The organism is Paraprevotella xylaniphila YIT 11841, assembly GCF_900683745.1.
Lineage (GTDB): Bacteria > Bacteroidota > Bacteroidia > Bacteroidales > Bacteroidaceae > Paraprevotella > Paraprevotella xylaniphila.
Genome location: NZ_LR215980.1, coordinates 3,071,689 through 3,095,639, shown reverse-complemented (window position 1 = coordinate 3,095,639; position 23,951 = coordinate 3,071,689). Strand labels below are relative to the sequence as shown.

Annotated in this window: 17 protein-coding genes; 9 read left to right on the top strand and 8 right to left on the bottom strand. The window is 51.5% G+C overall.

The features are described from left to right. Positions 1-17: 17 nt before the first annotated feature. Positions 18-1,775: a 1-deoxy-D-xylulose-5-phosphate synthase gene (locus tag E0E47_RS12935; protein WP_130893907.1), complete on the top strand. Its 1,758-nt coding sequence runs from the start codon at positions 18-20 to the stop codon at positions 1,773-1,775. Between the two features lie 77 nt (positions 1,776-1,852). Here E0E47_RS12935 and E0E47_RS12930 read toward each other — a convergent pair whose 3' ends face one another. The 7 genes from E0E47_RS12930 to E0E47_RS12900 form a co-directional block, all read right to left on the bottom strand. Next, complete coding sequence (locus tag E0E47_RS12930) at positions 1,853-3,340, bottom strand: hypothetical protein (RefSeq protein ID WP_008627174.1); 1,488 nt, start codon at positions 3,338-3,340, stop codon at positions 1,853-1,855. A gap of 9 nt (positions 3,341-3,349) precedes the next feature. Then, positions 3,350-4,051: a hypothetical protein gene (locus tag E0E47_RS12925; protein ID WP_130893906.1), complete on the bottom strand. Its 702-nt coding sequence runs from the start codon at positions 4,049-4,051 to the stop codon at positions 3,350-3,352. Positions 4,052-4,078: 27 nt separating this feature from the next. Continuing rightward, a complete protein-coding gene (locus E0E47_RS12920; protein ID WP_130893905.1) occupies positions 4,079-5,938 on the bottom strand; it encodes an LPP20 family lipoprotein in 1,860 nt (619 codons plus the stop codon). A gap of 12 nt (positions 5,939-5,950) precedes the next feature. Continuing rightward, on the bottom strand, positions 5,951-7,279 hold the full coding sequence (locus tag E0E47_RS12915) for a fibrobacter succinogenes major paralogous domain-containing protein (protein WP_040602823.1): 1,329 nt from the start codon (positions 7,277-7,279) through the stop codon (positions 5,951-5,953). Between the two features lie 57 nt (positions 7,280-7,336). Beyond that, entirely contained in the window at positions 7,337-9,541 is a 2,205-nt protein-coding gene (locus E0E47_RS12910; protein ID WP_172604710.1) for a BACON domain-containing protein, read from the bottom strand. A gap of 24 nt (positions 9,542-9,565) precedes the next feature. Then, entirely contained in the window at positions 9,566-11,650 is a 2,085-nt protein-coding gene (locus tag E0E47_RS12905; RefSeq protein WP_130893903.1) for a PEGA domain-containing protein, read from the bottom strand. A 741-nt stretch (positions 11,651-12,391) separates the two neighbouring features. Next, complete coding sequence (locus tag E0E47_RS12900) at positions 12,392-12,586, bottom strand: hypothetical protein (protein WP_130893902.1); 195 nt, start codon at positions 12,584-12,586, stop codon at positions 12,392-12,394. Positions 12,587-12,954: 368 nt separating this feature from the next. Between E0E47_RS12900 and E0E47_RS12890 the strand changes: the two genes are divergently transcribed. Both E0E47_RS12890 and E0E47_RS12885 read left to right on the top strand, forming a co-directional pair. Beyond that, entirely contained in the window at positions 12,955-13,629 is a 675-nt protein-coding gene (locus tag E0E47_RS12890; RefSeq protein WP_008627151.1) for a M15 family metallopeptidase, read from the top strand. A gap of 5 nt (positions 13,630-13,634) precedes the next feature. Then, positions 13,635-14,843 (top strand): THUMP-like domain-containing protein, encoded by a 1,209-nt coding sequence (locus E0E47_RS12885; protein ID WP_130893900.1) that lies wholly within the window; start codon positions 13,635-13,637, stop codon positions 14,841-14,843. A gap of 50 nt (positions 14,844-14,893) precedes the next feature. On the opposite strand, the gene E0E47_RS12880 is transcribed toward E0E47_RS12885, so the two are convergent. Continuing rightward, complete coding sequence (locus E0E47_RS12880; RefSeq protein WP_232038437.1) at positions 14,894-16,048, bottom strand: OmpA family protein; 1,155 nt, start codon at positions 16,046-16,048, stop codon at positions 14,894-14,896. A 205-nt stretch (positions 16,049-16,253) separates the two neighbouring features. On the opposite strand from E0E47_RS12880, the gene E0E47_RS12875 reads away from it, so the two are divergent. From E0E47_RS12875 to E0E47_RS12850, 6 genes are all read left to right on the top strand, one after another. After that, complete coding sequence (locus E0E47_RS12875; RefSeq protein WP_008627148.1) at positions 16,254-17,405, top strand: GNAT family N-acetyltransferase; 1,152 nt, start codon at positions 16,254-16,256, stop codon at positions 17,403-17,405. Positions 17,406-17,414: 9 nt separating this feature from the next. Continuing rightward, entirely contained in the window at positions 17,415-19,382 is a 1,968-nt protein-coding gene (locus E0E47_RS12870; RefSeq protein WP_008627147.1) for a DNA topoisomerase IV subunit B, read from the top strand. 10 nt (positions 19,383-19,392) lie between these two features. Continuing rightward, positions 19,393-19,851 carry a pantetheine-phosphate adenylyltransferase gene (coaD, locus tag E0E47_RS12865; protein WP_008617490.1) on the top strand — a complete coding sequence of 153 codons (459 nt, stop codon included), beginning with the start codon at positions 19,393-19,395 and terminating at the stop codon, positions 19,849-19,851. A 22-nt stretch (positions 19,852-19,873) separates the two neighbouring features. Further along, positions 19,874-21,448: a S41 family peptidase gene (locus E0E47_RS12860; RefSeq protein ID WP_130893899.1), complete on the top strand. Its 1,575-nt coding sequence runs from the start codon at positions 19,874-19,876 to the stop codon at positions 21,446-21,448. A gap of 477 nt (positions 21,449-21,925) precedes the next feature. Continuing rightward, positions 21,926-22,840 (top strand): DUF3874 domain-containing protein, encoded by a 915-nt coding sequence (locus E0E47_RS17655; RefSeq protein ID WP_232038436.1) that lies wholly within the window; start codon positions 21,926-21,928, stop codon positions 22,838-22,840. Positions 22,841-22,992: 152 nt separating this feature from the next. After that, entirely contained in the window at positions 22,993-23,934 is a 942-nt protein-coding gene (locus tag E0E47_RS12850) for an Rpn family recombination-promoting nuclease/putative transposase (protein WP_130893898.1), read from the top strand. Positions 23,935-23,951 lie beyond the last annotated feature (17 nt).

Sequence of the window (23,951 nt, the reverse complement as noted above, 5' to 3'; positions counted from 1 at the left end):
CAACAAAATTATCCGTTATGATATTAGAAAACATCAACTCTCCGGAAGACGTGAAAAAATTGTCCAGAGAGGAACTCAACCTGCTGAGCGGTGAAATACGCGAAGCATTGTTACACCGGCTGAGCGACCACGGCGGCCATTTCGGCCCGAACTTCGGCATGGTGGAGGCCACCATCGCCCTGCATTACGTGTTCAACTCGCCGGAAGACAAAATCGTCTTCGACGTGTCCCACCAAAGCTATCCGCACAAGATGCTGACCGGACGGAAAGACGCTTACCTCTATCCGGAAAAATACGATGACGTGTCGGGCTACTCCGAGCCGTCGGAAAGCGCACACGACCATTTCGTCATCGGCCATACCTCCACCTCAGTCAGCTTGGCCGGAGGACTGGCCAAAGGCCGTGACCTGAAAGGCGAAAAAGGCAATGTCATTGCTGTCATCGGAGACGGTTCGCTGAGCGGCGGCGAAGCTTTCGAGGGATTGGACTACGCAGGAGAATTGGGCACGAACTTCATCATCGTAGTCAACGACAACCAGATGTCCATTGCTGAGAACCACGGAGGCCTGTACCGTAACCTGCAGGAGTTACGTGAAAGCCAAGGCACATGTCCTTGCAACTTCTTCAAGGCCATGGGACTGGATTACCTGTACGTAGACCAAGGCAACGACATCGGAAGCCTCATCTCGGCATTCCAAAAGGTGAAAGACATCGACCACCCCGTCGTGGTACACATCAACACCCTGAAAGGCAAGGGATACCGACCGGCAGAAGAACACAAGGAACCATGGCATTATTGTGCACCATTCGTCATCGAAACGGGTGAACCCCGGCATAAACCCGAGGGAGGAGAAGACTACGGGACACTGACTGCAGACTATTTGCTGAAAAAGATGAAAGAAGACCGCCGCGTGGTAGGCATCACGGCAGGCACCCCCACAGTCATGGGCTTTACGGAAGACAAACGGCAAGCCGCAGGCCACCAGTTCGTGGACGTGGGCATCGCCGAAGAGCATGCCGTAGCCTTAGCCTCCGGCATCGCGGCCAATGGGGGACGCCCCGTATTCGGTGTGTATAGTACATTCATCCAACGAGCTTACGACCAACTTTCACAAGACCTCTGCATCAACCGTAATCCGGCCACGCTGCTCGTCTTTTGGGGATCATTGTCGGCCATGAACGATGTGACACATCTTTGCTTCTTCGACATCCCGCTCATCAGCAACATCCCTAACATGATTTATCTCGCCCCGACCTGCAAGGAAGAGTATTTCGCCATGTTGGAGTGGAGCCTGCATCAGAATGAGCATCCCGTAGCCATCCGCGTGCCAGCCAACGGAGTCATCCACGCAAACCGCAAAATCGATACGGACTACGGACAACTGAACCGTTATGAGGTCGTAAGGAAAGGAACAAAAGTAGCCCTGCTCGCCTTGGGTTCTTTCTTCCCGTTAGGCGAATCCACCGCACGTATCCTGAAAGAAAGGGCCGGCATTGAAGCCACCCTCATCAACCCACGCTATATCACCGGAACGGATGCCACTTTATTAGATGCGCTGAAAGCCGACCATGTCCTTGTAGCCACGCTAGAAGACGGCGTACTGGACGGTGGCTTCGGTGAGAAAATCGCCCGCCACTACGGCACAAGCCCCATGAAAGTACTCAACTTCGGTGCCCGCAAGGAGTTCGTAGACCGCTTCGACGTGACGGCATTCCTCCGCGACAACCACCTGACGGCGGAACAGATTGCCGAAGACATCCTCGCGCAGTTATAAAAATTCCACTTAAAAGAGGCAGTCCCCTATTACAAAAGGAACTGCCTCTTTGCCACATATATAAAAGAACCCTACTGTTATTCTAACAAAATTACCTTGGCTGTCTGGTTATCCATGCCATACATCGTCTTGCCCACAGGTGCACCGATAAAAGTACCATCGGCTATCACGAACTTTCGTCCTTCCAACAAGACATAATCGCCCGCCACGGCATCAGACTGCGAAAATTCCACAGCCGAGGCCAGGTGTCCCGGATAATAAACCAGGATACAACGAAGCCCTAATAAATCGCGTACCAAACGGGTAAAAAGGATACTACGGTCCTCACAGTCGCAATATGGATAGTAAAGGGATTCCTCTGCAAAGAAAGCCCGGTCGCCACCCCATACCTTGTCGTCATACTCGTACTCGAAGCCCGTCTGCACGAAATTCAGCAACTTATTCACAGCCGTCAACTGGTCGCATCCGTTTATGGCTGCTTTCAAGTCCGGATATATCTGACGCTTCACATCCTCACTCATCGGCGTATTGGCATACATAGCCCAACGGCTTACAAAATTGTCGCCCACCATCGAAGTGGGATAAGAGGAATAGAAGTCCATCAGATTCTTATTCGAGGACATCGTAACCTTTACCTCCGGATAACGCTCGGATTGACGCGTCCGTGATGAGGTGGCAGACACAGCCAACCTTGGAGATGCAGCGAACCAAAGGGACAGGCTCTGTTCGCCCTGGAATGCATTGTCGCTGATGTATATGCTCGAAGGGCATTCCCCATAAGGATAGAACCTCTCACCTCCCACGTTATAATGCGGTATGTCGTAAATGATGTGGCGAGATGCGAAAAGCATGTGCAAAACGCCGGAATCATCGCGTGCCAACCTCATCTTGTAGCCGGATTGGCAATACAAGTAAGCCATAAGCAAAGTGGATTCGTTCGTACCCTCTCCAAAGAGTTTTTCGGCCACAGCCTGCAACATCTCAAGGTAAGCCCAATCGCCCATCTTATACTCCGTACGCAACTGTAGGCAATCATAAACAAGATTGGTGTACTGCTGCCCTGACAGTTCCAACCACGCAGCAGAAACCACATCTTCTCTTGCGCCTGTCATCTGCAAAGCCGATGAGGTATCAAACCGTACGCTTAACTTAGTGCCAAACCATGAGAAATCCACTTTCGGCATCGGTTCCGGGTCTTCCTTAATGGGTTCCACAGGTTTGGGTTGTGGGGTAGGTTTGGGAACCGGAATGACCACATCAAAAGGCAATGGCTCTGGGGCAGGAAGAGGATTGTCCTTATCCTCCTCCGGGTAAATCACCGGAGGCACATCGTCTTCTTTGGGTATGACGAGCGGTTTCTTTTCCGTAAACTCCTCCCACGGATTTTTCAAAAACTCGGCATACTCTTTGTTTATCTTCTTCCGGAAGTTATTGAAATCCTTATGGATAGCTCGTCGAAAAGATTCAAAATCTTCTTTGAAGTCATCCCCGAAGTCATCATTCTGGGCCTGTACCTGTCCGAAAAAGCACAATGCCATGCCCACTATAACAGATGCCTTCTTCATATCCTTATACTAAAATTCCTCGCTCAGCACCTCGTCCACGATACCGTCCAACTCGCTGTCCAAGCCGTCGCCTTCCGCTTCAAGTTCCTCTGCCAACTGGCGTTTCATTTGCTTTTTCATGACTTTCTTGTCATAAGCCACGGTTACCTGCACTTGGTAATTGTTGTTCGGCAATACACGGTAAATATGCACCACAGGAGTCATCATCGACAACGTGGCATCCGTTATTGCCCGTCCGCGCTCGTGGAACTTGTCTACTGTGGTGGCATCAATGGCAGAATTTTGAGCATTGTCCTGCTTACGCTTCATAGCCGCAGCTATCTTCGTTTCCAACATACTGGCTATCTCGGCCTGGCATTGTGCACGTGCAGACGAGTAGCCCACAGATTCCGAACCGGAAGTCACCGTAGCCTCATGGAGGATATAGCGGGCCACAGGTTCTCCCGCATCGTTAGCCATCAGTTCCTGCCTCATGAGTTGCGCCCGGGTAAACTGGCTGGCCATAGACAAACCACCGGCCGGCACCTCCCACCCGTCCTTTGTCCTTTGTTTCGCCTGCTTCTTTGCATCTTTCGAGGGTTTGGCATTTAACATGTCCATATTCACCTTGTCTAGCTCGCGTTGCTGTTTGGCCAGTTCTATCGCACTTTGTGCGTAACCTGCCGATACGCCCATGAACGCCACGGCCAATAATACCAAAATCTTTTTCATAATACCATGTTTTAAAAATGAATAGTGTTAGTCGTTATAAAAATCACCTGCGCTGAATATCTTCGACATCGAGACCTCATTGGGCTGCCACTTACGCACCTTGATTTGCGGTGCATCATGGTCGGTCATATCCACCAACAGGAAGAGGTAACCTTTGTCCGCGTAACGGGAAGAGGTGTATTCCTGACCTATCTGTATGCCGTAGATTTCCGCATCTTCATATTTCTCCAACCACTGCACGTCATTGTTCGTAAAACGCAGGTTGATGAATTCGTTCAATTTGAACGTACGGGCCAAGTTGGCCAGATAGGTCTCCTTGTCATAACGGTTATATTTGATGATGTCCTGCCCTTCAAGCGAAATGGCACGTTCTTCCGGCACCGCCGCAAGGTTGCGCTTCACGATATTGCCCACGATGATGACGGCATCATCGGCAAAGATGTCACGGATATAATCCAGACGTTTCAGGCAATAAGCCGTCTTGTAGTTTTCCAGAAACTCCATGATCAATTCGCGGGTTTCGTCTTTCCATCCGGGCGCATAACGGTTCAGGATATCTGACTCTGCCACTTTCCCTAATCCGAAAGCCACGTTGCAGATTTTCTTGTCCGGATTGAACGTGAACACCACGTCTTCCACGAACGTTTTCTTCCGCTTCCCGCTCGTGAACGAGAACGACATCTGCAGCCCGCGTGCCACGACCTGTCCGTTTGTGCTACGGTAATATACCATATCAGGTTGCCCCACCACACGTCCCGTACCGTAAGAAATCAGTTTGTTGTACACGTCCAGGCCTTCGAGCGTAAAACAAGAACTGGCCTTTACGTAGTTGCGCGACTTGATGGCTGCCAACACCTTTTCCATCGCTTCACAATACAAGGCAGCGTCGTCCACCGTCTGCGACGGGGAAGGACCTGCCGCCGGGGCATCCGTAGTGGCCACACTTGCAGTAGCCAACCGTGCCGCAGGCTGGGAAACCGCAACCGAAGTGCCGTCTTGCGCCGCACGGCCTTTCACGCTTACCGAAGACTCCGGAAAAGCCGCCTTCGCCACGACATTCAACACAGCCTGCAACTCATCGTCCCCACGTGCCAGATTCTTATACTCATATTCAATGTCAAGATGATAGAACTCCGTCTCATAGCCCGGTGCCATCTCCAACATGCCGCGACCGTCTTTCGCTGCCCCGTCGCACTCTTCACGCCCGTCGGAATAGAGGAAATCCAACCCCGATACGGGACGACCTTTGTAGTTGAACACCAAATCCACACAATCCCCTTCACGCTTTTCGAAAGCCACACTGATGTCTTCCAATATGCCCCGTATCTTCACCGGAAGCAGCGTCACCAAGCTATGCCCGGCCTCATCCTTCGCTTCCGTGGGATGTTGCAGGGAACGTGCCAAGGAGTAAGCCCAGTAATAGTATTGCAAGGCCATGTCCACCTTGGCTTTCTCCAACGCCCCGTCGGCAATGGCCACCATGTCGCGTATCTTTTCTATGCGCTTCTCATAAATCTTGTCCAACTCCGAACGCAGCATATAACGCCGCACGGTAACCTCCGGTTCTTTCCCCTCTGTCCATTTCTCCACATTGGTCAAGGCAGAGGAGGAATAAGTGCTCACACAATTCCTTACATAAGTCTTATGGTCGATGTTCCCATTGGTTTGAGTCTCGTCGGTCTGCGACTGGAAATCGCTTGACACATGCACCGCTATCATCTGTACCAAGTCGTTCAATGCAGCCTTGTCAGCCTCAGCCTCCGTCTTCCCCGTGCCGGAACCGTAATAATATTCGCCGGATGAACGGATATAGTCCCAGTTTTGGGCTTCCAGAGCAGGACAAAGCACCAACAAGAGCAGCCATAGGTTTATTATTCGTCGTTTCATCAGACTATGTCATTATTTTACAAGAACCGGACGGACTTGCATCCGGTAATATTTACTATTATAATCTATATATTTGGAACTGGAAGTTAATTCTAATGCATAAGCCTTATTCGAACTACTGTACTCTGTGGAACTCCAATAATATCCAGAAGTGTAAGAAGACCCATTCACTATATTCTCCCCTGTAGTATAGAAATAAAAAGGTAAATAAATGGAATTCCCGTTCACAGCCGTTATCGTATATCCGTAAACCTTCCTTTCGGAATCATAGGCATACGTCCATGTACAATTATTTATCAACTCTTCCCATTGCTCTCTTGTCGGTATCTGCCAACGTTCGTTCCAAAGGTTCGTGGCGATATCATAAGCCGGATTTCCCACTATTTCATGTACATCATTGTTATAACTGCTACTGGTAGAAGTATTCGTACCATACGCATCCCCCCACGAGGTGTAGATTCCATCGTCATATTGGTTCGAGGCACCCACATTCATTGAAGCCCAACGCACGCTAAGCCCCAAATCCACGGCCTCTTCGGGATAATAATAAACAGAGGTCCATCCCTTGTTCTCCACTTGGGACGGCATCACCATGTAACCGCTCTCGCCAGCCATGAACTTGGTCGGATCGAAGGTCTTGGTATACTTATAATAAAGGTCGTCCAGTGTAATCACGTGGGTCTCATCCAACGAACAATATATATAAGGTGTATAGCCATCGGACTCAAACTGTGTGCTTATCTCTTCCGTAGATGTCGTAAACACATTGTCCGTCAGGCTGAACGACGTGTTGTACACCACCCCTGAAACCGCGACCGTCTTATCCTTCTCCCCTTTGATGTGCATACGGGCAGTCTTCGGAGCCAAAACCGCACTTACGAACAGTTCACTGTCATCCACGATATAAGTCGCAGCCTCATCCACATAAGCACAGCTCATCGGAGTCATGGTCACATGATAGTTGTCCGTGGCCGTGGCATTGACAAAGTAAAAAGCCTCACATTTCAAAGTGCTGCCAGTAGACAAGTTACCGTAGTAACTGATGTTCCACAGCGACGACGAGGCATTGTAAACCGCCTTGCCGCACACCACCGTTTTCTCATCGGCCTGATAGAAACGCAGGTAGATGACATCCCCCTCGTTCCATTCCGTTGAAGTCTCACGCTTCGGGGTGTAGGACTGCAAGCCGCCCGTCAAGTGCATGACCGCCGTATGTTCCGTCTCCTCCGTCGCTCCCGGCTGCCCCATGAGTTCCTCGGTGTCGTTGCTGCACGATACCCCTGCCATCAAGGCCGTTCCTACGGCCACAAGCCCAAAGAGTTGGCTTATCCTTTTCTTCATTGTTTTCATTTTATCTTCTGTTTTTTCGTTCTTGATTCTTATTTTATGCCTTGCGGCTTATTGTTCCAAGTTCTGGTCCGTGCCGTAGTCGTCACGGCTGATTTCACCCGATGTGCCGGGCGCGGGCGACAAGTCCTTGTCCTCGCCATAGTCCGACCGAATGATGAGGGCACCGTCCTTATAAGTCACGTCCAGACGGACATCCTCGCCGTAGTCGTCACGCACGAACTGGGTGTTCTTGGAATACTGCGTCACCACGATGTCCACCATCTTGGCCTCGGATGCCTCGCCGGACAAGCCGGTCAGGTAAAGCGATATGGTGGCTGTACGCTTGTCGTTGCCGCTATACGGTTCGGCAGTAAACATGAGTAGGTTATTATTCGTTGCCACAACCAACCAATCGGCTCCGGAAGATTTTTCCACACGGAACGTCCCGTCGGTAGACACCGTCACAGGAGCAGATGTTCCCCCCTTATAGAAGAACGACACGGCCTGTGCATCGGTCTTCAGGTAACGTCCGGCCTGCTTGACGGCCAACTTCACTCCTTGTTTGTTGGCGGGTGTAAATACGATGGTATCCGTCCGGCTTTCCAGACTGGGGTTGTCTTGGGCGGAAATCACCAGTTTGGCATCGCCTTGCCCTTGCGTGGCGGAAAGTGCCAACCATGAGGACTGGTTCTTCACGGCTGCCGTCCATGCCTGATTGGTCGCAATACCTAATTCTATGGTTCCTCCCTTCGAAGGCAAAGAAGCCGACGGTCCCCGGTCGATGGTGAAATAACGTCCTTTCTGCACCACGTTCACATACTGCACGGTGCCGCCCACCGCCACAGAGAGTAACCCCGTACGTTCATTGTCGGTTTCATTGGCCTCTACGGTAACCGTCACTTGCCCGTTGCCATGTCCGGACGACGGGGCGACGGTAATCCATCCGTCTGAAGTCGTAACCGTCCAATCACCATCGGTCGAGATGTCGAGCGTGTTCGACGAGGCCACGTTTTCAAACTGCAATACCGTTTCGAGCGGGCCGAACGACTTGCCTTCCTGCGTCACCCAAAGGGTATCGGCCAAAGAAAGCCCTTGGTTACCCACAACCACACGTCCTTCTCTTTTTGTAGTGTTCGGATTGTCTTCGACATTTATCGTAAGAGTATGCTCCCCGGCCTCGCCGCTCTCCGGCGACACGCTTACCCAAGACGGTTTCTCCAACACGTTCCAGAACGACAGGTTGGTGGACATCGACACAGTCCGCGAAGCTGCACCCGATTCAAAATCAAACCGGCTTTCCGTCATGTCCATATACAAGCCCGACTGCTTCACCGGAATCTCTATCAGGAAATCACCGTCCACATGAAGGTTGACGGCTCCGTAGCGTTCCTCTACTCCACCGTTCTCCGTCACGCTCACCGACAGTTCCACCGTACCCGCCGAGCCGGAGGAAGGACTGACCTGAATCCAAGAATCAGTAGTAGAAGCCGTCCATCCCAAGTCGCAATACAACGTTACCGTTTTCGTGCCCGCCGTATTGCGGAAAGCCAGACTGCTTTCGGACAAGGAATATTCAGGAGATTCCTGGCGGACTTCCAGATAATAGGTATAAATAGTAGGCGAAGAACTTTGCCACTCCTGCCTGTAAGTGTCGAAATAGATATAGCCCACGCGCACGTCCTCGGTGGTGTTCGCCTCCACGGAAAACGTGACCTCGTTGCCCGAAGCCGTAGCCTGAAGCCAATCGACATCGGTGCGCAGGTCGAACTTGGGCGCGTTCGTCTCCACCGTAAAGGTCTCCGACGCAGCGGATGCAGAAACCCGCAACGGGACATCACATGACACGGTCAACGACGTGCCCGTGTTCCCCTGCTGTTCTGCCCAAATCTGCTGGCTGTACCGGTAAACCGTCGTATCGATGGCCGACTCCAGACTGAACACCGAATAACGGTAATACGTGGAAGGGTTGACATCCGCCCCCACGCTGACGATGGAGAACGTATCCTCCCCGGTTCCTTCCGCCGGGGAGACCTTGAGCCATTCGTCGGCCACGTCCAACCGCCACGGCACGTTCCTGCATTCCACGCCGAACGTGGAAAGCTCCGTCACGGTGTCGGGCAAGTTGAAGCCTAACATATTCGTATATAAGTAATAAGCCTTCGTGGCTGGCACGACACCCACGCCGCCCATGTAAAGTTCGTCATTGCAGGACACCGTCAGCCCCAACAGCGCCAGGCATCCTGACAAATATTTCACTATCCTTTTTCGTTTCATAACCATCTGTGCGTTTTCAAGTCATTAAAAGAAGAAATAGAACCCGACCTTGCAATTGAAGCCCTCGCTCCAGTCCTTCATGGAGGGCAACACGGACGACAACAGCTTATAACCGTCGGCTTCGGCAAGCTTGAAGGCGTATTCCGGCGTCAGGCTGATGCCGAAATGCGACGTACAGGCCGCTTCAAGGCGCACCCCAACCGTACCCGATAAGGCATACACCGAAGTCTCTTTGTTCCCCGACACGCCCACATAAGTGCAACCGATTTGGGGGGTAACGCGGAAACGTGTGCCCAATATGAAGCCGTAACCGAACTTGCCGCCCGCAACGGTCTTTACCTCAAGTTCCTCTTCCGCCCAATGGGCCGCCCCCTCCGTATCATTTCCCGTGGAGTTCCAATAGACCGTCTCCTTGCCAAAACCTTTCATGTAGAAAGCCTCTATATTCACATTCCCGGCATAGAAGCCCATCGTGCCGCCCACGGCCGTAAGTGCCCCGAACTGCCCGTCCGCACTGAAATAGAATGTGTTTTTCTTCATCAACTGGCGCGCCATCTTGAAATGCACCGTGGGGGTAGCCACGTCGATGTACATCTTGCGGTGGAAAGGACGGTAACCGTAGTACCTGGCCCGGATGTCATAAGTGCCCGAAGCCATCTCCTTCGTGAACGGGGTGGTGCCTTCGAGCGTGCCGTCTATCAGCACTCCGGCACCGCTCGGCGTACTGGAGAACGAAATCTTTGCCGTGGAGCTTAATTCCACGTTCAGCGTCTCTTCCTTGCCTTCCACGATGTTCACCTCGCGCACCTCCGGCTTCCGGTTTGTCATGGACACCTCCACCTTATGCGGACCGATAAGCAGGTTCTTGATGTTTTTCGGGGTCACGCCATACTTTTCCCCGTCAATGCCGTAATCCTTTCCGTCAATCTTGATTTGTGCGCCCAACGGGTTGGAATTGACCGACAGGAAACCTGTAATGGGCACTGGGGAATCGAGGGCGATGGTACTGGCTACGTCCACTTCCACTGTAATTTTCTTGAAAGTCGGGCGGTGGTTGGCCTTGCGGCATTCCACCTGATAAGTACCTGCCTTCAAGGGGCCGGCCCAACGGCCTTTCCCTTTGCGTATGCCGTCCACATAAATTTCCGCATCCCCTTCTACGGTCAGTGTCGTTTCAGCAAAGTCGGATTCCATTTCAGGCTGGATGACCGTAGTCTTCCCCTGCTCGATGGTAAACGTCTCGGTATAGCTCTTATAAAGGTCTTTCACCAACAACAACTCGTATGTGCCGCAATCCCATTTGGTATCGCTTTTATAAGGCACCGTGCCCACTTCCTCGTTGTTGACAAAGACTTTCGCCCCAGAAGCGTTGCCGGGATCTTGTACCTCAAGGTAACCGAAGTTTGGAATCAACTTCACTTTTTCCACATAGGTACTGTCCGAAGTGGTGAGCTTTACCCTCCCTTTCGACACATTATAATTGGGTGCCTTAATCTCATACACATACGTACCGAACTCCTTATTCCAAGCCTTACTCCCCGTAGCATCCGTATAGGAAGTCTCCGAGGAAGCCTCCTCGCCCTCACGTTTCAGAGTGACCACGGCACCTGAAAGGCCAGGCTCCAACTGTATCCTTAGGAATTGTTTTTTCAAGGACGGCTTCACGTAAGTCTCTAATTGTTCAAAAGTAATCTTCATGACATACGTCGCTCCTTCTTTGAGGGTCGTCTTCAAGTCCCACTTCTTGATAGGAGCATACCCTTCACGGTTAATGGACACCGTACGTGCGTTCTTCTGCACATAAATCCACAATTCGTCACCATGTAGCACGGTCTTATGCTTCATGTTCCCGAAATTGAACGTGAAAGCCTCGAGGTTGTCAATTTTCACCGTGGGGTCGGCCGACATAAACTTGATGATGGCATACCATGACCCACTTCTGTCACGGTCACCATAAGGCTCAGACATAGCCGTAGTGGCCTGTTGATCTTGGTAGAACTCCGTGATAGTGAACTCATTCAAGCGTTCCGACTGGGCATAGACAGCCATTATCCCCCAGCAAAGCAACAAGCAGAGTGTCCACTTCCTTTTTAAACTTTGTTGTGACATTTTCTTAATCTACCTGCCATTTGCCGCACCGAGTTTTCAGACATGCCGGAGGGCAAAAGCATTTCTTTTCGCCATATCTGCCGACTCTCCCCGCAAATCAATCCAGTTAGTACATCATTATATACGAAAAAAAGCGTGAGAGTCTGTACCCGTTACTCATCCCGCTTATCAAGGCTCTCGCATTGCCCAGTCTGGTAGAACGAGCAACGCAGAAGCCCACGCCGATATGTATACAATTCCCCCACACCCGGCACATACACCTTTATTAATAATAAGGTGAATATACCAAATATAAGGGGATGCGTATAAAACACATCCCGAGGACATCTACTGTTGCCTTATCTTGACCAAACTGTGAACTTGCGAGATTCTGATAAGCCCAAGACAAGACGCATGTAAACGCCTTTTCCCAATATATAGTGCTCCGGCTCGCCCAAGACCCGCCGTCAGTTCCGAGCACAACCTCTTTCCTTCAGGCCCGGCGTAAGCTTTTCCCATCCTTATCACGGCACTGGAACCATCCGTCCTCGCCATGAAAAATAGGAACGCAGGAGTACAAGGGCAAAAATACTAAAGAAGGTTGAAAGAAACAAATAAATCTTCAAGATATTCTCGGTATAACAGGCAAAATCCTTTTTCTTATGTATATAAGCCCCTCCTGACTCCCGTCCGCAGTGCTCCTTTGTAACCGGAAAGACATCCTCCGGCAAACCCCAATCCGTTTTTGACATTTTGTCATTTTCATCCGAAATGCGGCGCGTAATCCGGGAAAAATCCGCCGTGGAAGATTTCAAGCGATTCTCGCGCCGTCAGGGAAACCCGGAAAGAAAGCCGTTTCCCCTTTCGGCTGCCATTTCGTTTCCCGCCTCCCCGCACCATGCGGAAGAAACTCCCGGACGCGTCATCCTTGCAAACATTTTCCTTTCTTTCTGCCATTCCATTCAAGCACGGTTTTTCTCGGCAAATAGAGATTTACAAGGTACTTAAAGCCTTTCCATTCGTCGCCGGACGGGCATTTCCGGCACAAAATATCGACAACTCACCACCACTCTGCGCCAGACGAAAAATCTCTTTCAGCCAAACGATTTTCCGTTCGGCTGAGACCAAAAAACGGAAATGCACAATAGAAGCAGAAGAATGGAGTTTGTGTGAAAAACAGACCGTTTCATGAGCCACCAAAACTTCCGGAAACCATAAAACGACAAGGATAAAATTGACAAAAAGCAAGCAAAAACCCCGTTGATTCGTCCCATAATCAAGGCATAATCCGTATCTTTGCGGTGCAAAATGACAACCCCATAAATATGACGTTCACTCCATATATCCTTTTAGCATGCTTTTTAGCCGGAAGTGCCGCCTGCGCCCAAACTCCGGGACGGACGGCTCAAGCCATGGAACGGGCGGGTTTCGTGGATGTCCGCAGCATGGACAGCACGATACGCGTGAGCCTGATGTACGCACGGGCGGACAACTTCACGGGACGGGTACTTTACACCGACCTGCATGAAGCTTACCTGCACCCGAAAGCCGCACGCGCTCTGGCCAAGGCCCAAAAAATCCTGAAGACCTCCCACCCGGAACTGAGCCTGAAGGTGTACGATGCCGCCCGCCCGATGCACATCCAACAAAAAATGTGGAACGTAGTGGCCGGAACACCGAAGAATATCTACGTGAGCAATCCCAAAAACGGCGGGGGATTGCATAATTACGGTATGGCCGTGGACCTCACGCTCTGCGACGCGAAAGGCGACACGCTGTCCATGGGCACGAAAATAGATTACTTAGGCAAATTGGCCCATATCGACAACGAGGCGGAAATGGTAAAGCAGGGCAAACTCACGCCGGAAGCCCGGAGCAACCGCGAACTGCTGCGCCGGGTCATGCGCCAAGCCGGGTTCAAAGCCCTGCGCACGGAATGGTGGCATTTCAATTTCATCACGCGCGCCGAAGCCAAAGCGCATTATAAACCCATCCCGTAAAACACATGCTGGACGAAAAGACACAAGACTTCATCCGGACACATCGGGAGGAGGACGTACGCCGACTGGCCCTGAAACCGGCCCCGGAGAACGTAGACCTGCGCATGGCCTTGCAACAAATCGAGGGTTGGCAGACGGCAAGACGCAAACTCCCCTCATGGGCGGAACGAGACGGGATACAGTATCCGCCCCGTCTCCCGATGGAGCAATGTTCTTCGGAACAGACGGCAAGGTACAAACAAGCCCTCGTAAAACGCTTGTTGGACAACGACGGCACGGAAGCTCCCCATACCCTGATGGACCTGACCGGAGGTTTCGGCATCGATTTCAGCTTTCTGGCTCCACTGTTCGACCGGGCTGTCTATATGGAACGCCAACCGGAATTGTGCCGTATCGCGGCACATAACTTCAAAACATTGGGATTGGCACAAGCGGAAATCCGGGAAACCGACTCTTCCCTTTCGCCGGACGAATGGCCCGACGCCACTTGTTGCTTCGTCGACCCGGCACGGCGCGACACCGTCGGGCGCAAGACGGTGGCCATAGAAGACTGCGAGCCGGATTTATCCATCCTCCAGGAAGCCATCCGCCGCAAAGCGGCTTTCAGCCTCATCAAGCTCTCCCCCATGTTGGACATCCGGACGGCCCTGCGCACCTTGGCACACGTGGCCGAAGTCCACGCCGTCAGCGTACAAGGGGAATGCAAGGAACTGCTGTTGGTCATGACACGGCAAAAACCGGAAAAGACGGCGTGCCATTGCGTCAACCTCGGCACGGAAGACCCCACCTTCACGTTCACCTTGACTGAAGAGGAGGAGGCCGCATGCACTTATTCGGACACACCGGGCCGATTTCTCTACGAACCGAATGCTTCCGTGATGAAGTGCGGCGGATTCCGCAGCCTGGCCACACGTTACGGCCTGCGGAAACTGCATCCCAATTCCCATTTATACACCTCAGACCATTCCTGCAAGGATTTTCCCGGGCGGGCGTTTGCCATAGAGGATTGCTGCGGATTCGGCAAAAAGGAACTGAAAGGACTTTTAAACGGCCTCGGACAAGCCAATCTGACCGTCCGCAACTTTCCGGACACCGTAGCCGGACTCCGCAAACGCCTCAAACTAAGGGAGGGAGGCAACGCTTACCTCTTCGCCACGACGTTGTCCGACGGACGGCATGTGCTGCTCCGGTGCCGGAAAGCGGGACCCCAATAAAAAAGGCCGGCTTCACAGCCGACCCCTTCCTTATGAAAAAAATTGCTCTGTTACTTTAACCTGTAACGGGTCTCTTCCAATCTGTATTTCTTCGTCTTCACTTGTTCCTTCTTCACGCCCTCACCCGTGACTTTTACGATAGCCACACGGTTCTTGTCGTTCTCGGCAAACGGTTGCACGGTGTCGCCCTTATATTCGGAAGTAATGACAGAGCGACTCACACCGGCCTTCACTAACGCCGCAACGACTTTCTCCGCCCGTTCCTTGGAATATTGCATATTCAACTCCGGTGTTCCCGTGGCTTTATCTGCATAAGCGGTTACCTGTACGTTGCAATTCTTATGCGCCTTGACAAAATCGGCTATCTTCTGAATCTTTGAAGCCGGATCCGGTTCGCTCAAACGGATTTTATAGTAAATATTGTCCTCGTAAGTGACTTTTTCGGGCACGTCCCTATACGTGATGTCGTCATACCAAACGGTATCCGTACGCGTAGCCCATTCCTCTGCCACCAGAACCGGCTCTTCCGCCATCTTTTCGGCCTTCTTCTGCCCGAACTTGAAAATCAGACCTAAAGAAGCTGTGGCAGCCCAGTCATTTCGGTCGGTCGTTTTAGAATTGATACGATCGGATCTGTTATTAGCGGCCAATTCCAGATTCAGTCCGAAATGTTTGACGATATTGAAATCGAGCTGCATTCCCAACCGCACATTATGCGAAAGCCTACGATCCTGCCATGCCATCGGATAGTTCTCGGCTGCTTTGGCAGCCAACGCGTGGAAATCGTCATTGTCCCATGCGCCTGCCAATCCTACACCTCCAAGAAGAATAAGATTAAAGACACGATCTTTATCGCTACGGAACATGTTGGTCACGTTCAACAGCAAGTCCGCACTACCCGTCACCGTATTGAAATCGTAAGTTTCATTCAAAGATTTGATACCCCCCTTGTTCTCGTAACCGCTCACATGCAAACGCGCTCCAACGACCGGATTGAAATAAGCACCGAACGAAACGCCGTAACTCGGTGTGATCAACTTGCTGAAATCATAATGAGTAAAAGACACTTGCGCGCCCCCGTTCAACCCGAAGAACATGTGCGGATACGGACGATAATCTTTCTCACTGTTTCCTTCTCCGGCATAAGCCACTCCCGTACCTATGGCCATAGCCATAACCGCGAGCATACATCTTATCTTTCCCATCAGTCTATATTTTTATGATTCAACTTGGATTAAGTTCACAAATATAAGATAAATACAAGAAGCTAACAATCTTTTTTAACTTTTTCTTAAAAAAAAGGGAGGATAAGCGAAAAGCGAAGCATTTTACTCAACTGTTAATAAAAAAAAGACTATATTTGCACGTTTGCGCATTGCCGCAATTTATTGACCATTTTACATATATGACATGTCTGCTGTAACCATTAAAAAAATATCGACTCGCCGAGAGTTGAAAGCGTTCATACGTTTCAACTACGAACTGTACAAGGACTGTCCGTATGCCGTGCCCGACTTTTTGGAGGACACGCTCGACACGTTCAACCCGCAGAAAAACGCAGCCTTCGATTTCTGCGACGTGGATTATTTTCTGGCTCTACGCGAAGGAAAAATCGTGGGGCGCGTGGCTGCCATCATCAACCATAAGGCCAATCAGACATGGGGCACGAACAACGCCCGCTTCGGTTGGATCGACTTCACGGACGACCCGGAAGTGAGCCGTGCCCTGATGGACACGGTGGAAGCTTGGGGACGTGCCCGCGGATGCGACAAGATAGTAGGGCCTTTAGGGTTTACGGACATGGATCCGGAAGGCATGCTCACCGGCGGCTATGACCAGTTGAGCACGATGTCCACAACATACAACTATCCTTATTATCCAATTCACATGGACCGCCTTGGTTATACCAAAGAGGTGGACTGGGTGGAGCGCAAGATACGCGTACCCGACCAAGACCATCAGGCGCACATGGACAAATATTTCCGCGTGGCGGAGATGAGTGCCAAACGCTATAACCTGCGTGTACGCAAATTCAAAAGCGCCAAAGAAATACGTAAAGGCGGATGGGGGCCGAAAATATTCGATGTAGTCAACAAAGCATACGCCCCGTTGTACGGTTATTCCGAGATGAACGAGCGACAGGTTGCCCAATACGTCAACACTTACCTTCCGCTCGTAGACATGCGGCTCGTCACGCTCGTGGAAGACGCCGAAGGACGCATCATAGCCATGGGGGTGGGTATGCCTTCCCTCTCGCACGCTTTGCAGAAAGCCAAGAGCCGCCTGTTCCCTTTCGGTTGGTATCATTTGGTCAAGGCCCTGTTCTTCAAGCATTCGGATATCATAGATTTGTTGCTTGTGGCCGTCCTTCCGGAATATCAGAACAAAGGGGTCAATGCCATGCTCTTCGCCGACCTCATCCCCATTTGCCAACAGATGGGCTTTAAGTTCGGCGAAACGCATCCGCAACTGGAGACCAACGAAAAAAGCCAAGGGCAATGGGCTTACTTAGACGCAGAAGTACATAAACACAGACGTTGCTACCAGAAGTCACTTAAATAGAAACACACTATGGCAGAAGAAGAGAAACCAAACGAAGCACCGATACTTACCGAATACACCGAAGACCATATCCGCCACTTGTCGGACATGGAACATATCCGTACCCGTCCGGGCATGTACATCGGAAAACTGGGCGACGGTTCTCATGCCGAAGACGGTATCTACGTGCTTTTGAAAGAAGTGATAGACAACAGCATCGACGAGTTTAAAATGAATGCCGGCCGACGGATAGAAATCACCGTAGAGGACAACTTGCGGGTCAGCGTACGCGACTATGGCCGCGGTATCCCTTTGGGCAAACTCATCGAAGCGGTGAGCATGCTCAACACGGGCGGCAAATACGATTCCAAGGCATTCAAGAAGAGCGTGGGACTGAACGGAGTGGGTGTGAAAGCGGTCAACGCGCTCAGCTCGCACTTCGAAGTGCGAAGCCATCGCGACGGCGAAATGCGCCGGGCCACTTTCGAACGCGGAATCCTGACCAGCGAATCGACGGAACCGACAGCCGACGAAAACGGAACTTTCATCTATTTCGAACCTGACTGTGCTTTGTTCAAGAACTACACGTTCCGCACCGAATTCATTGAAACGATGCTGCGCAACTACACATACCTGAACACGGGACTGACCATCATGTTCAACGGCCGCCGCATCCATTCCCGCAACGGTCTGGTAGACCTGTTGAACGATAATATGACCAACGACGGGCTTTATCCTATCATCCACTTGAAAGGGGAAGACATAGAAATAGCCTTTACCCACACGGGACAATACGGAGAGGAATATTATTCGTTCGTCAACGGACAGCATACGACCCAAGGCGGCACGCACCAAAGTGCCTTCAAAAAACACATTGCCGAGACCATCAAAGATTTCTCAGGCAAGAACTTCGATTACGGAGACATCCGTAACGGACTGGTGGCGGCCATCGCCGTCAACATCGAAGAACCGCTCTTCGAAAGCCAGACGAAAATCAAATTAGGGTCGCTGACCACCATACCCGACGGCGGAATCAGCATAGACAAGTTCGTGGGCGACTTCGTCAAAGAACAGGTGGACAACTACCTGCACAAGAATACGGACATCGCCGACATCATCATACAAAAAATCACCGAAAACGAAAAGGAACGCAAAGCCATCGCCGGCGTGACAAAGTTGGCACGCGAACGAGCCAAGAAGGCCAACTTGCACAACCGCAAACTGCGCGACTGCCGCATCCACCTGAACGATGCCAAAGGCGACCTGAAGGAGGATAGCAGCATCTTCATCACCGAAGGCGACTCGGCTAGCGGCAGTATCACCAAGAGCCGCGACGTGACGACCCAAGCGGTGTTCAGCCTGCGAGGCAAGCCGTTGAACTGTTTCGGTCTCACAAAGAAAGTGGTGTACGAAAACGAGGAGTTCAACCTCCTGCAAGCCGCCCTGAACATCGAAGACGGACTAGACGGGCTACGCTACAACAAAGTCATCGTGGCTACCGATGCCGACGTGGACGGCATGCACATCCGCCTGTTGATGATTACTTTCTTTCTACAGTTCTTCCCCGAACTTATTAAGAAAGGACACGTGTATATTCTCCAGACGCCCCTTTTCCGCGTGCGCAACCGCAAAAACAAAATCGGCAAGCAAAAGTTGAAGGAACTGGAAGAAGAAGCCAAGGCTGCCAAATCGGACTTCATCACCCGCTATTGTTATTCCGACGAGGAGCGCGTGGCGGCCATCGAAGCCTTAGGTCCCGACCCGGAAATCACCCGTTTCAAAGGGCTTGGGGAAATCTCTCCCGACGAGTTCAAGCACTTCATCGGCCCGGACATCCGTCTGGAACAAGTGTCGTTGCATAAGAGCGACCAAGTGAAAGAGCTATTGGAATATTACATGGGCAAGAACACCATGGAACGACAGAACTTCATTATCAACAACCTGGTCATCGAGGAAGACCGTGCGGAAGAAGACGAAACCGCAGAAACCGCTATATAAAGATTCATCAATGGAAAAAATAGCCATATTCCCCGGTAGTTTCGACCCTTTTACCAAAGGACACGAATCTCTGCTACGACGGGGGCTTACGCTCTTCGACCGCATCATTATCGGCGTGGGCATCAATGAATACAAGCGCATGGAACAAAGTACGGAAAAGCGCATTGCCGCCCTGCGTAAACTTTTTGCCGGGGACGAACGCATCCAGGTGGAGGGCTACTCGGACCTGACCGTAGATTTCGCAGCCCGCCATCACGCCCGCTTCATCCTGCGCGGCATACGCTCCATCAAGGATTATGAATATGAAATGAACATAGCCGACCTGAACCGCCGGTTGACAGGCGTGGAGACTATTATCTTGTTCACAGAACCGGAATGGGCGTTCATCAGTTCCACGATGGTGAAGGAACTTATGCACTTCGGGAAGGACATATCACCTTATATCCCGGAGGGACTCGAATATGAATAAACAACAATTCAGCACAAACATCATGAAAAAAACTCTTTGGGCAGCCTTGCTCTTCTGCCTTCCGTGGACGGCTCCGGCGCAACGGAAAGGAAACATGTCGGAAATGGAACAGTCCATGCGTAAACTCTCCATGGCCCAGTTGGCCATCAGCAGCCTATACGTGGACAGCGTGGACGAAGTGAAACTGACGGAGGATGCCATCAACGGGATGCTCTCCAAACTGGATCCGCACTCCTCTTACACCAACGCCGAGGAAACCAAGAAGATGAACGAACCGTTGCAAGGTAATTTCGACGGTATCGGCGTACAATTCAACATGTTGGAAGATACGCTTGTCGTCATTCAGCCCGTGGCCAAAGGACCGTCGGAAAAGGTGGGCATCCTGGCCGGCGACCGTATCGTCAGCGTGAACGACACAGCCATTGCCGGTGTGAAGATGAGCCGTGAGGAAATCATGCGCAGGTTGCGTGGCCCGAGAGATACAAAAGTAAAATTAGGTGTGGTGCGGAACGGTATCAAAGACCGATTGGAATTCATCGTCACGAGGGACAAGATTCCTGTATCTACCGTAGATGCGGCTTTCATGGTAACCCCCACTGTGGGGCTTATCCGCCTGTCCAGTTTCGGTAGCACGAGCCATGATGAAGTGAAGAAAGCCATCAAGGACTTGCAAGACCAAGGCATGAAGGACTTGATACTGGACTTGCAGCAGAACGGCGGCGGATATATGGATGCCGCGACGGGCATTGCCAGTGAGTTCCTGCCCAAGAACGATTTGATTGTCTACACCAAAGGATTGCGCACGCCCTATAAAGAATTCCGCGCCCAAGGCCCGGGATTGTTCCGTGAGGGGAGAATCATCGTATTGGTGGATGAATATTCAGCCTCGGCCTCCGAAATCGTCACGGGAGCCATCCAAGACCAGGACCGCGGCTTGGTGGTGGGCCGCCGCACGTTTGGCAAAGGCCTGGTACAAAAGCCTTTCGTCCTGCCCGACGGCTCCATGATCCGACTGACCGTGGCACGTTATTATACACCGAGCGGACGCTGCATCCAAAAGCCCTACACCATGGGGGACAAGATGAAGTATAACATGGACGTCATAGAACGTTACAACCATGGCGAACTGACCAACGCAGACAGCATCCACTTCCCCGACTCCTTAAAATATAAGACTTTGCGCAAAGGCCGTACCGTCTATGGAGGAGGAGGTATCATGCCGGACTATTTCATACCGTTGGATACGGCACGCTACACCAAATTCCATCGCGAACTGACGGCCAAAGGTGCCATCGTCAACGCCGACCTCAAGTTTATTGATAAATACCGTAAGAAAATCCGGCGCGGATACGCTTCATTCGACAAATTCAAAACTGGTTTTGAAACACCCCAAGAACTCATCGACCTGGTACTTGCTGAAGGGGAAAAAGCCGGTGTGAAGCCCAAAGACGAGGAAGAACTTCAAAAGACATTACCGGAACTGAAACTTCAGATGAAAGCCTTGATTGCACGGGACATCTGGGACATGTCGGAATACTTCGCTGTCATGTACGAAGAGAATCCGTTTGTGAAAAAAGCATTGGAACTCCTTAAATAATCTCCCTACACAGGAGTTTTACAAAAACATCTTCCATCTTTCAGGATACGCTGCAAACCTTTCGTTTAAAGCATATTAGTATCCTGAAGGATGGAAGTGCCATCTTTCAGCCCACTTTCAGATAATAGGCTGCTACCGTTGTGCGCCAAACGGAAAATCAATCTCAGGCGAGTGATTTTTCAATCTCAGCCGAATGATTTTCGGATGTGCGCCAAACGGGAAGCAGCATTCAGCCCGTCTTGCGCCTGACATGGGCTGAAAGATGAAGGATTGGAAGTTCAGGATGTATCCGTCTTGCTTTGAAAAGGTTACGTGGTATCCTGAAAGATGAAGTCCATTTCCGGGAAAAGGCATGGAGGGAAGAAGGCATGGAGAAGCGCAGGAACGTGCGCAAACCTGCGAAATCGTGCGGAAATGTGCACAAACGTGCAGCCTTCGCCGTGCGGCCCCCTAACTTTGCCGTAAAAACCGAAGCACATGGAACTGAAACAGATCGTAAAGAGGGCGGTACGCCGGTGGGTGGAGAAAATCGCGAGTAAGCGGGCGCAGAGGCAAGCTCGCTTGGCTTTGCCGAGTGGGAGCGATTTATTAAAAAGGAAGGCAGAAGCATACGGCACGAAAGACCGCACGTCTGCCACCCTTGAGCGTCGGTTGGCCGCTTTCGCGGAGGCGCGTTACGACCTGCGCCACAACCTGCTGACGGGGCAGGCGGAGTTCCGCCCCAAGGGACAGGATGCGGCCTCCTTCCTCCCCCTCACGGCACGCGACCTCAACTCCCTCTGCCTCTCCGCCCACGAGGCGGGCATCCCGTGCTGGGACCGCGACGTGTCGCGCTTCGTGGCCTCCGACCGCCTGCCCGACCACCATCCCTTCCGCGATTATTTCGACCGCCTGCCGCGCATCGCCTCCTTCATCGCTACGTCCAACAGCCACGAACTGCTTTCCGACCCTTCTGGCAGCCGCCGCTTCCTCTGCGTGGAGGTGGAGCGCCCCATCGACAGCACGGGCATCGACTATGCCCAAACCTACGCCCAACTGAAGGACATGCTTCTCGGCGGCGGGCGTCACTGGTTCACGGCGGGGAAGAGGCGGAAATCCAACGTGCCAACGTGGCTTTCTACCGCACTTGCCCTGCGGAAGAAAGCATTCGCCCGCCACTTCCGTGCCGCCCGTCCGGGTGAAGAGGCCCTGTCCGTTTCCCTTCCCGAGCTCATCGCCCTGTTGCGCAAGCGTCAGCCGGGCACGCTCACGGGCATCGGGATGCAGGAGTTCAGCCGCGCCCTCGTGGCCGCAGGCGTGGAACGGCGGCATACGGAAAAGGGTAACCGTTACAGGATCGTGCCGTTGGAGACTTCCGATTTCCAAGACCTGTATCTCTACAAAAAGAGTTAAATGAAGTCCCAAACACCAAAGAAAAGGAAAGAAGCCCTCCGGCATTTGACCTTGCCAACAGTACCAAAGAAATACCTCTTTGGAATTGCTTCATATAGCAAAAAAGATTACCTTTGCAACGTCACACCGACCCTTTAGCACGGAATACAACCATGGGAAAGAAGATATTCAATGAAGACCGTTACGTGAACCCTTACACCGACTTCGGGTTCAAGAAATTGTTCGGCACAGAAATGAACAAAGACTTGTTGCTCAGTTTCATCAACAGTTTACTGCATGGCAAAGAAAAAATAAAGTCCCTCACCTACCTCAACACCGAACATCTCGGAATCAGTGAGGCAGACCGGCGGGCCGTATTCGACGTGTACTGCGAAAACGAAAGGGAAGAAAAAATCTTAGTGGAAATGCAACGTGGAGAACAACAGTTCTTCAAGGACAGAAGCCTCTACTATTCCACGTTCCCCATACAGGAACAAGGAAAGAAAGGGAGTTGGGACTACCAACTCAAGGCCGTCTATGTCATTGGCATACTCAATTTCACCTTCGACCACAAGCATGACACATACTACCACCACGAGGTACAACTGACGGACAGGAAGACTCAGGAAGTGTTCTACGACAAGTTGACTTTCATCTATCTCGAGATGCCGAAATTCAACAAACAGGAAAATGAGCTAAGCAACATGTTCGACAAATGGCTCTTCGTGTTACGCAACCTGACGCGCCTCATGGAGAAGCCTGCGGCACTTCAAGAACGCGTCTTCACCAAACTGTTCAAAGCTGCCGAAATCGCCAAATTCACCAAAGAAGAATATGACCGCTACGAGGAAAGCCTGAAAGTGTATCGGGACTGGCAAAACACTATTGCCACAGCCGAGCACAAAGCCTTGGAACGAGGTCTGAGACGCGGATTGGAACAAGGACTGGAACAAGGACTAAAACAAGGTTTGGAACAAGGTTTGGAACAAGGATTTGAGCAAGGAGAACAGCACAAAGCCAAAGTGATAGCCCTCCAAATGAAATCCAACGGTATTCCCACAAATATCATTGTACAATGCACAGGATTGAATGCCAACGAAATAGAAAAGTTATAATTAGAGAATATCTACCG

Excerpts from the sequence above, each read along its gene's own strand:
- E0E47_RS12850 (WP_130893898.1), top strand. The coding sequence starts at position 22,993 with ATGGGAAAGAAGATATTCAATGAAGACCGTTACGTGAACCCTTACACC.
- E0E47_RS12920 (WP_130893905.1), bottom strand. The coding sequence starts at position 5,938 with ATGAAACGACGAATAATAAACCTATGGCTGCTCTTGTTGGTGCTTTGT.
- E0E47_RS12910 (WP_172604710.1), bottom strand. The coding sequence starts at position 9,541 with ATGAAACGAAAAAGGATAGTGAAATATTTGTCAGGATGCCTGGCGCTG.
- E0E47_RS12890 (WP_008627151.1), top strand. The coding sequence starts at position 12,955 with ATGACGTTCACTCCATATATCCTTTTAGCATGCTTTTTAGCCGGAAGT.
- E0E47_RS12880 (WP_232038437.1), bottom strand. The coding sequence starts at position 16,048 with ATGGGAAAGATAAGATGTATGCTCGCGGTTATGGCTATGGCCATAGGT.
- E0E47_RS12915 (WP_040602823.1), bottom strand. The coding sequence starts at position 7,279 with ATGAAGAAAAGGATAAGCCAACTCTTTGGGCTTGTGGCCGTAGGAACG.
- E0E47_RS12905 (WP_130893903.1), bottom strand. The coding sequence starts at position 11,650 with ATGTCACAACAAAGTTTAAAAAGGAAGTGGACACTCTGCTTGTTGCTT.
- E0E47_RS12870 (WP_008627147.1), top strand. The coding sequence starts at position 17,415 with ATGGCAGAAGAAGAGAAACCAAACGAAGCACCGATACTTACCGAATAC.
- E0E47_RS12875 (WP_008627148.1), top strand. The coding sequence starts at position 16,254 with ATGTCTGCTGTAACCATTAAAAAAATATCGACTCGCCGAGAGTTGAAA.
- E0E47_RS12860 (WP_130893899.1), top strand. The coding sequence starts at position 19,874 with ATGAAAAAAACTCTTTGGGCAGCCTTGCTCTTCTGCCTTCCGTGGACG.
- E0E47_RS12935 (WP_130893907.1), top strand. The coding sequence starts at position 18 with ATGATATTAGAAAACATCAACTCTCCGGAAGACGTGAAAAAATTGTCC.
- E0E47_RS12885 (WP_130893900.1), top strand. The coding sequence starts at position 13,635 with ATGCTGGACGAAAAGACACAAGACTTCATCCGGACACATCGGGAGGAG.
- E0E47_RS17655 (WP_232038436.1), top strand. The coding sequence starts at position 21,926 with ATGGAACTGAAACAGATCGTAAAGAGGGCGGTACGCCGGTGGGTGGAG.
- E0E47_RS12900 (WP_130893902.1), bottom strand. The coding sequence starts at position 12,586 with ATGGCAGAAAGAAAGGAAAATGTTTGCAAGGATGACGCGTCCGGGAGT.
- E0E47_RS12930 (WP_008627174.1), bottom strand. The coding sequence starts at position 3,340 with ATGAAGAAGGCATCTGTTATAGTGGGCATGGCATTGTGCTTTTTCGGA.
- E0E47_RS12925 (WP_130893906.1), bottom strand. The coding sequence starts at position 4,051 with ATGAAAAAGATTTTGGTATTATTGGCCGTGGCGTTCATGGGCGTATCG.
- coaD (WP_008617490.1), top strand. The coding sequence starts at position 19,393 with ATGGAAAAAATAGCCATATTCCCCGGTAGTTTCGACCCTTTTACCAAA.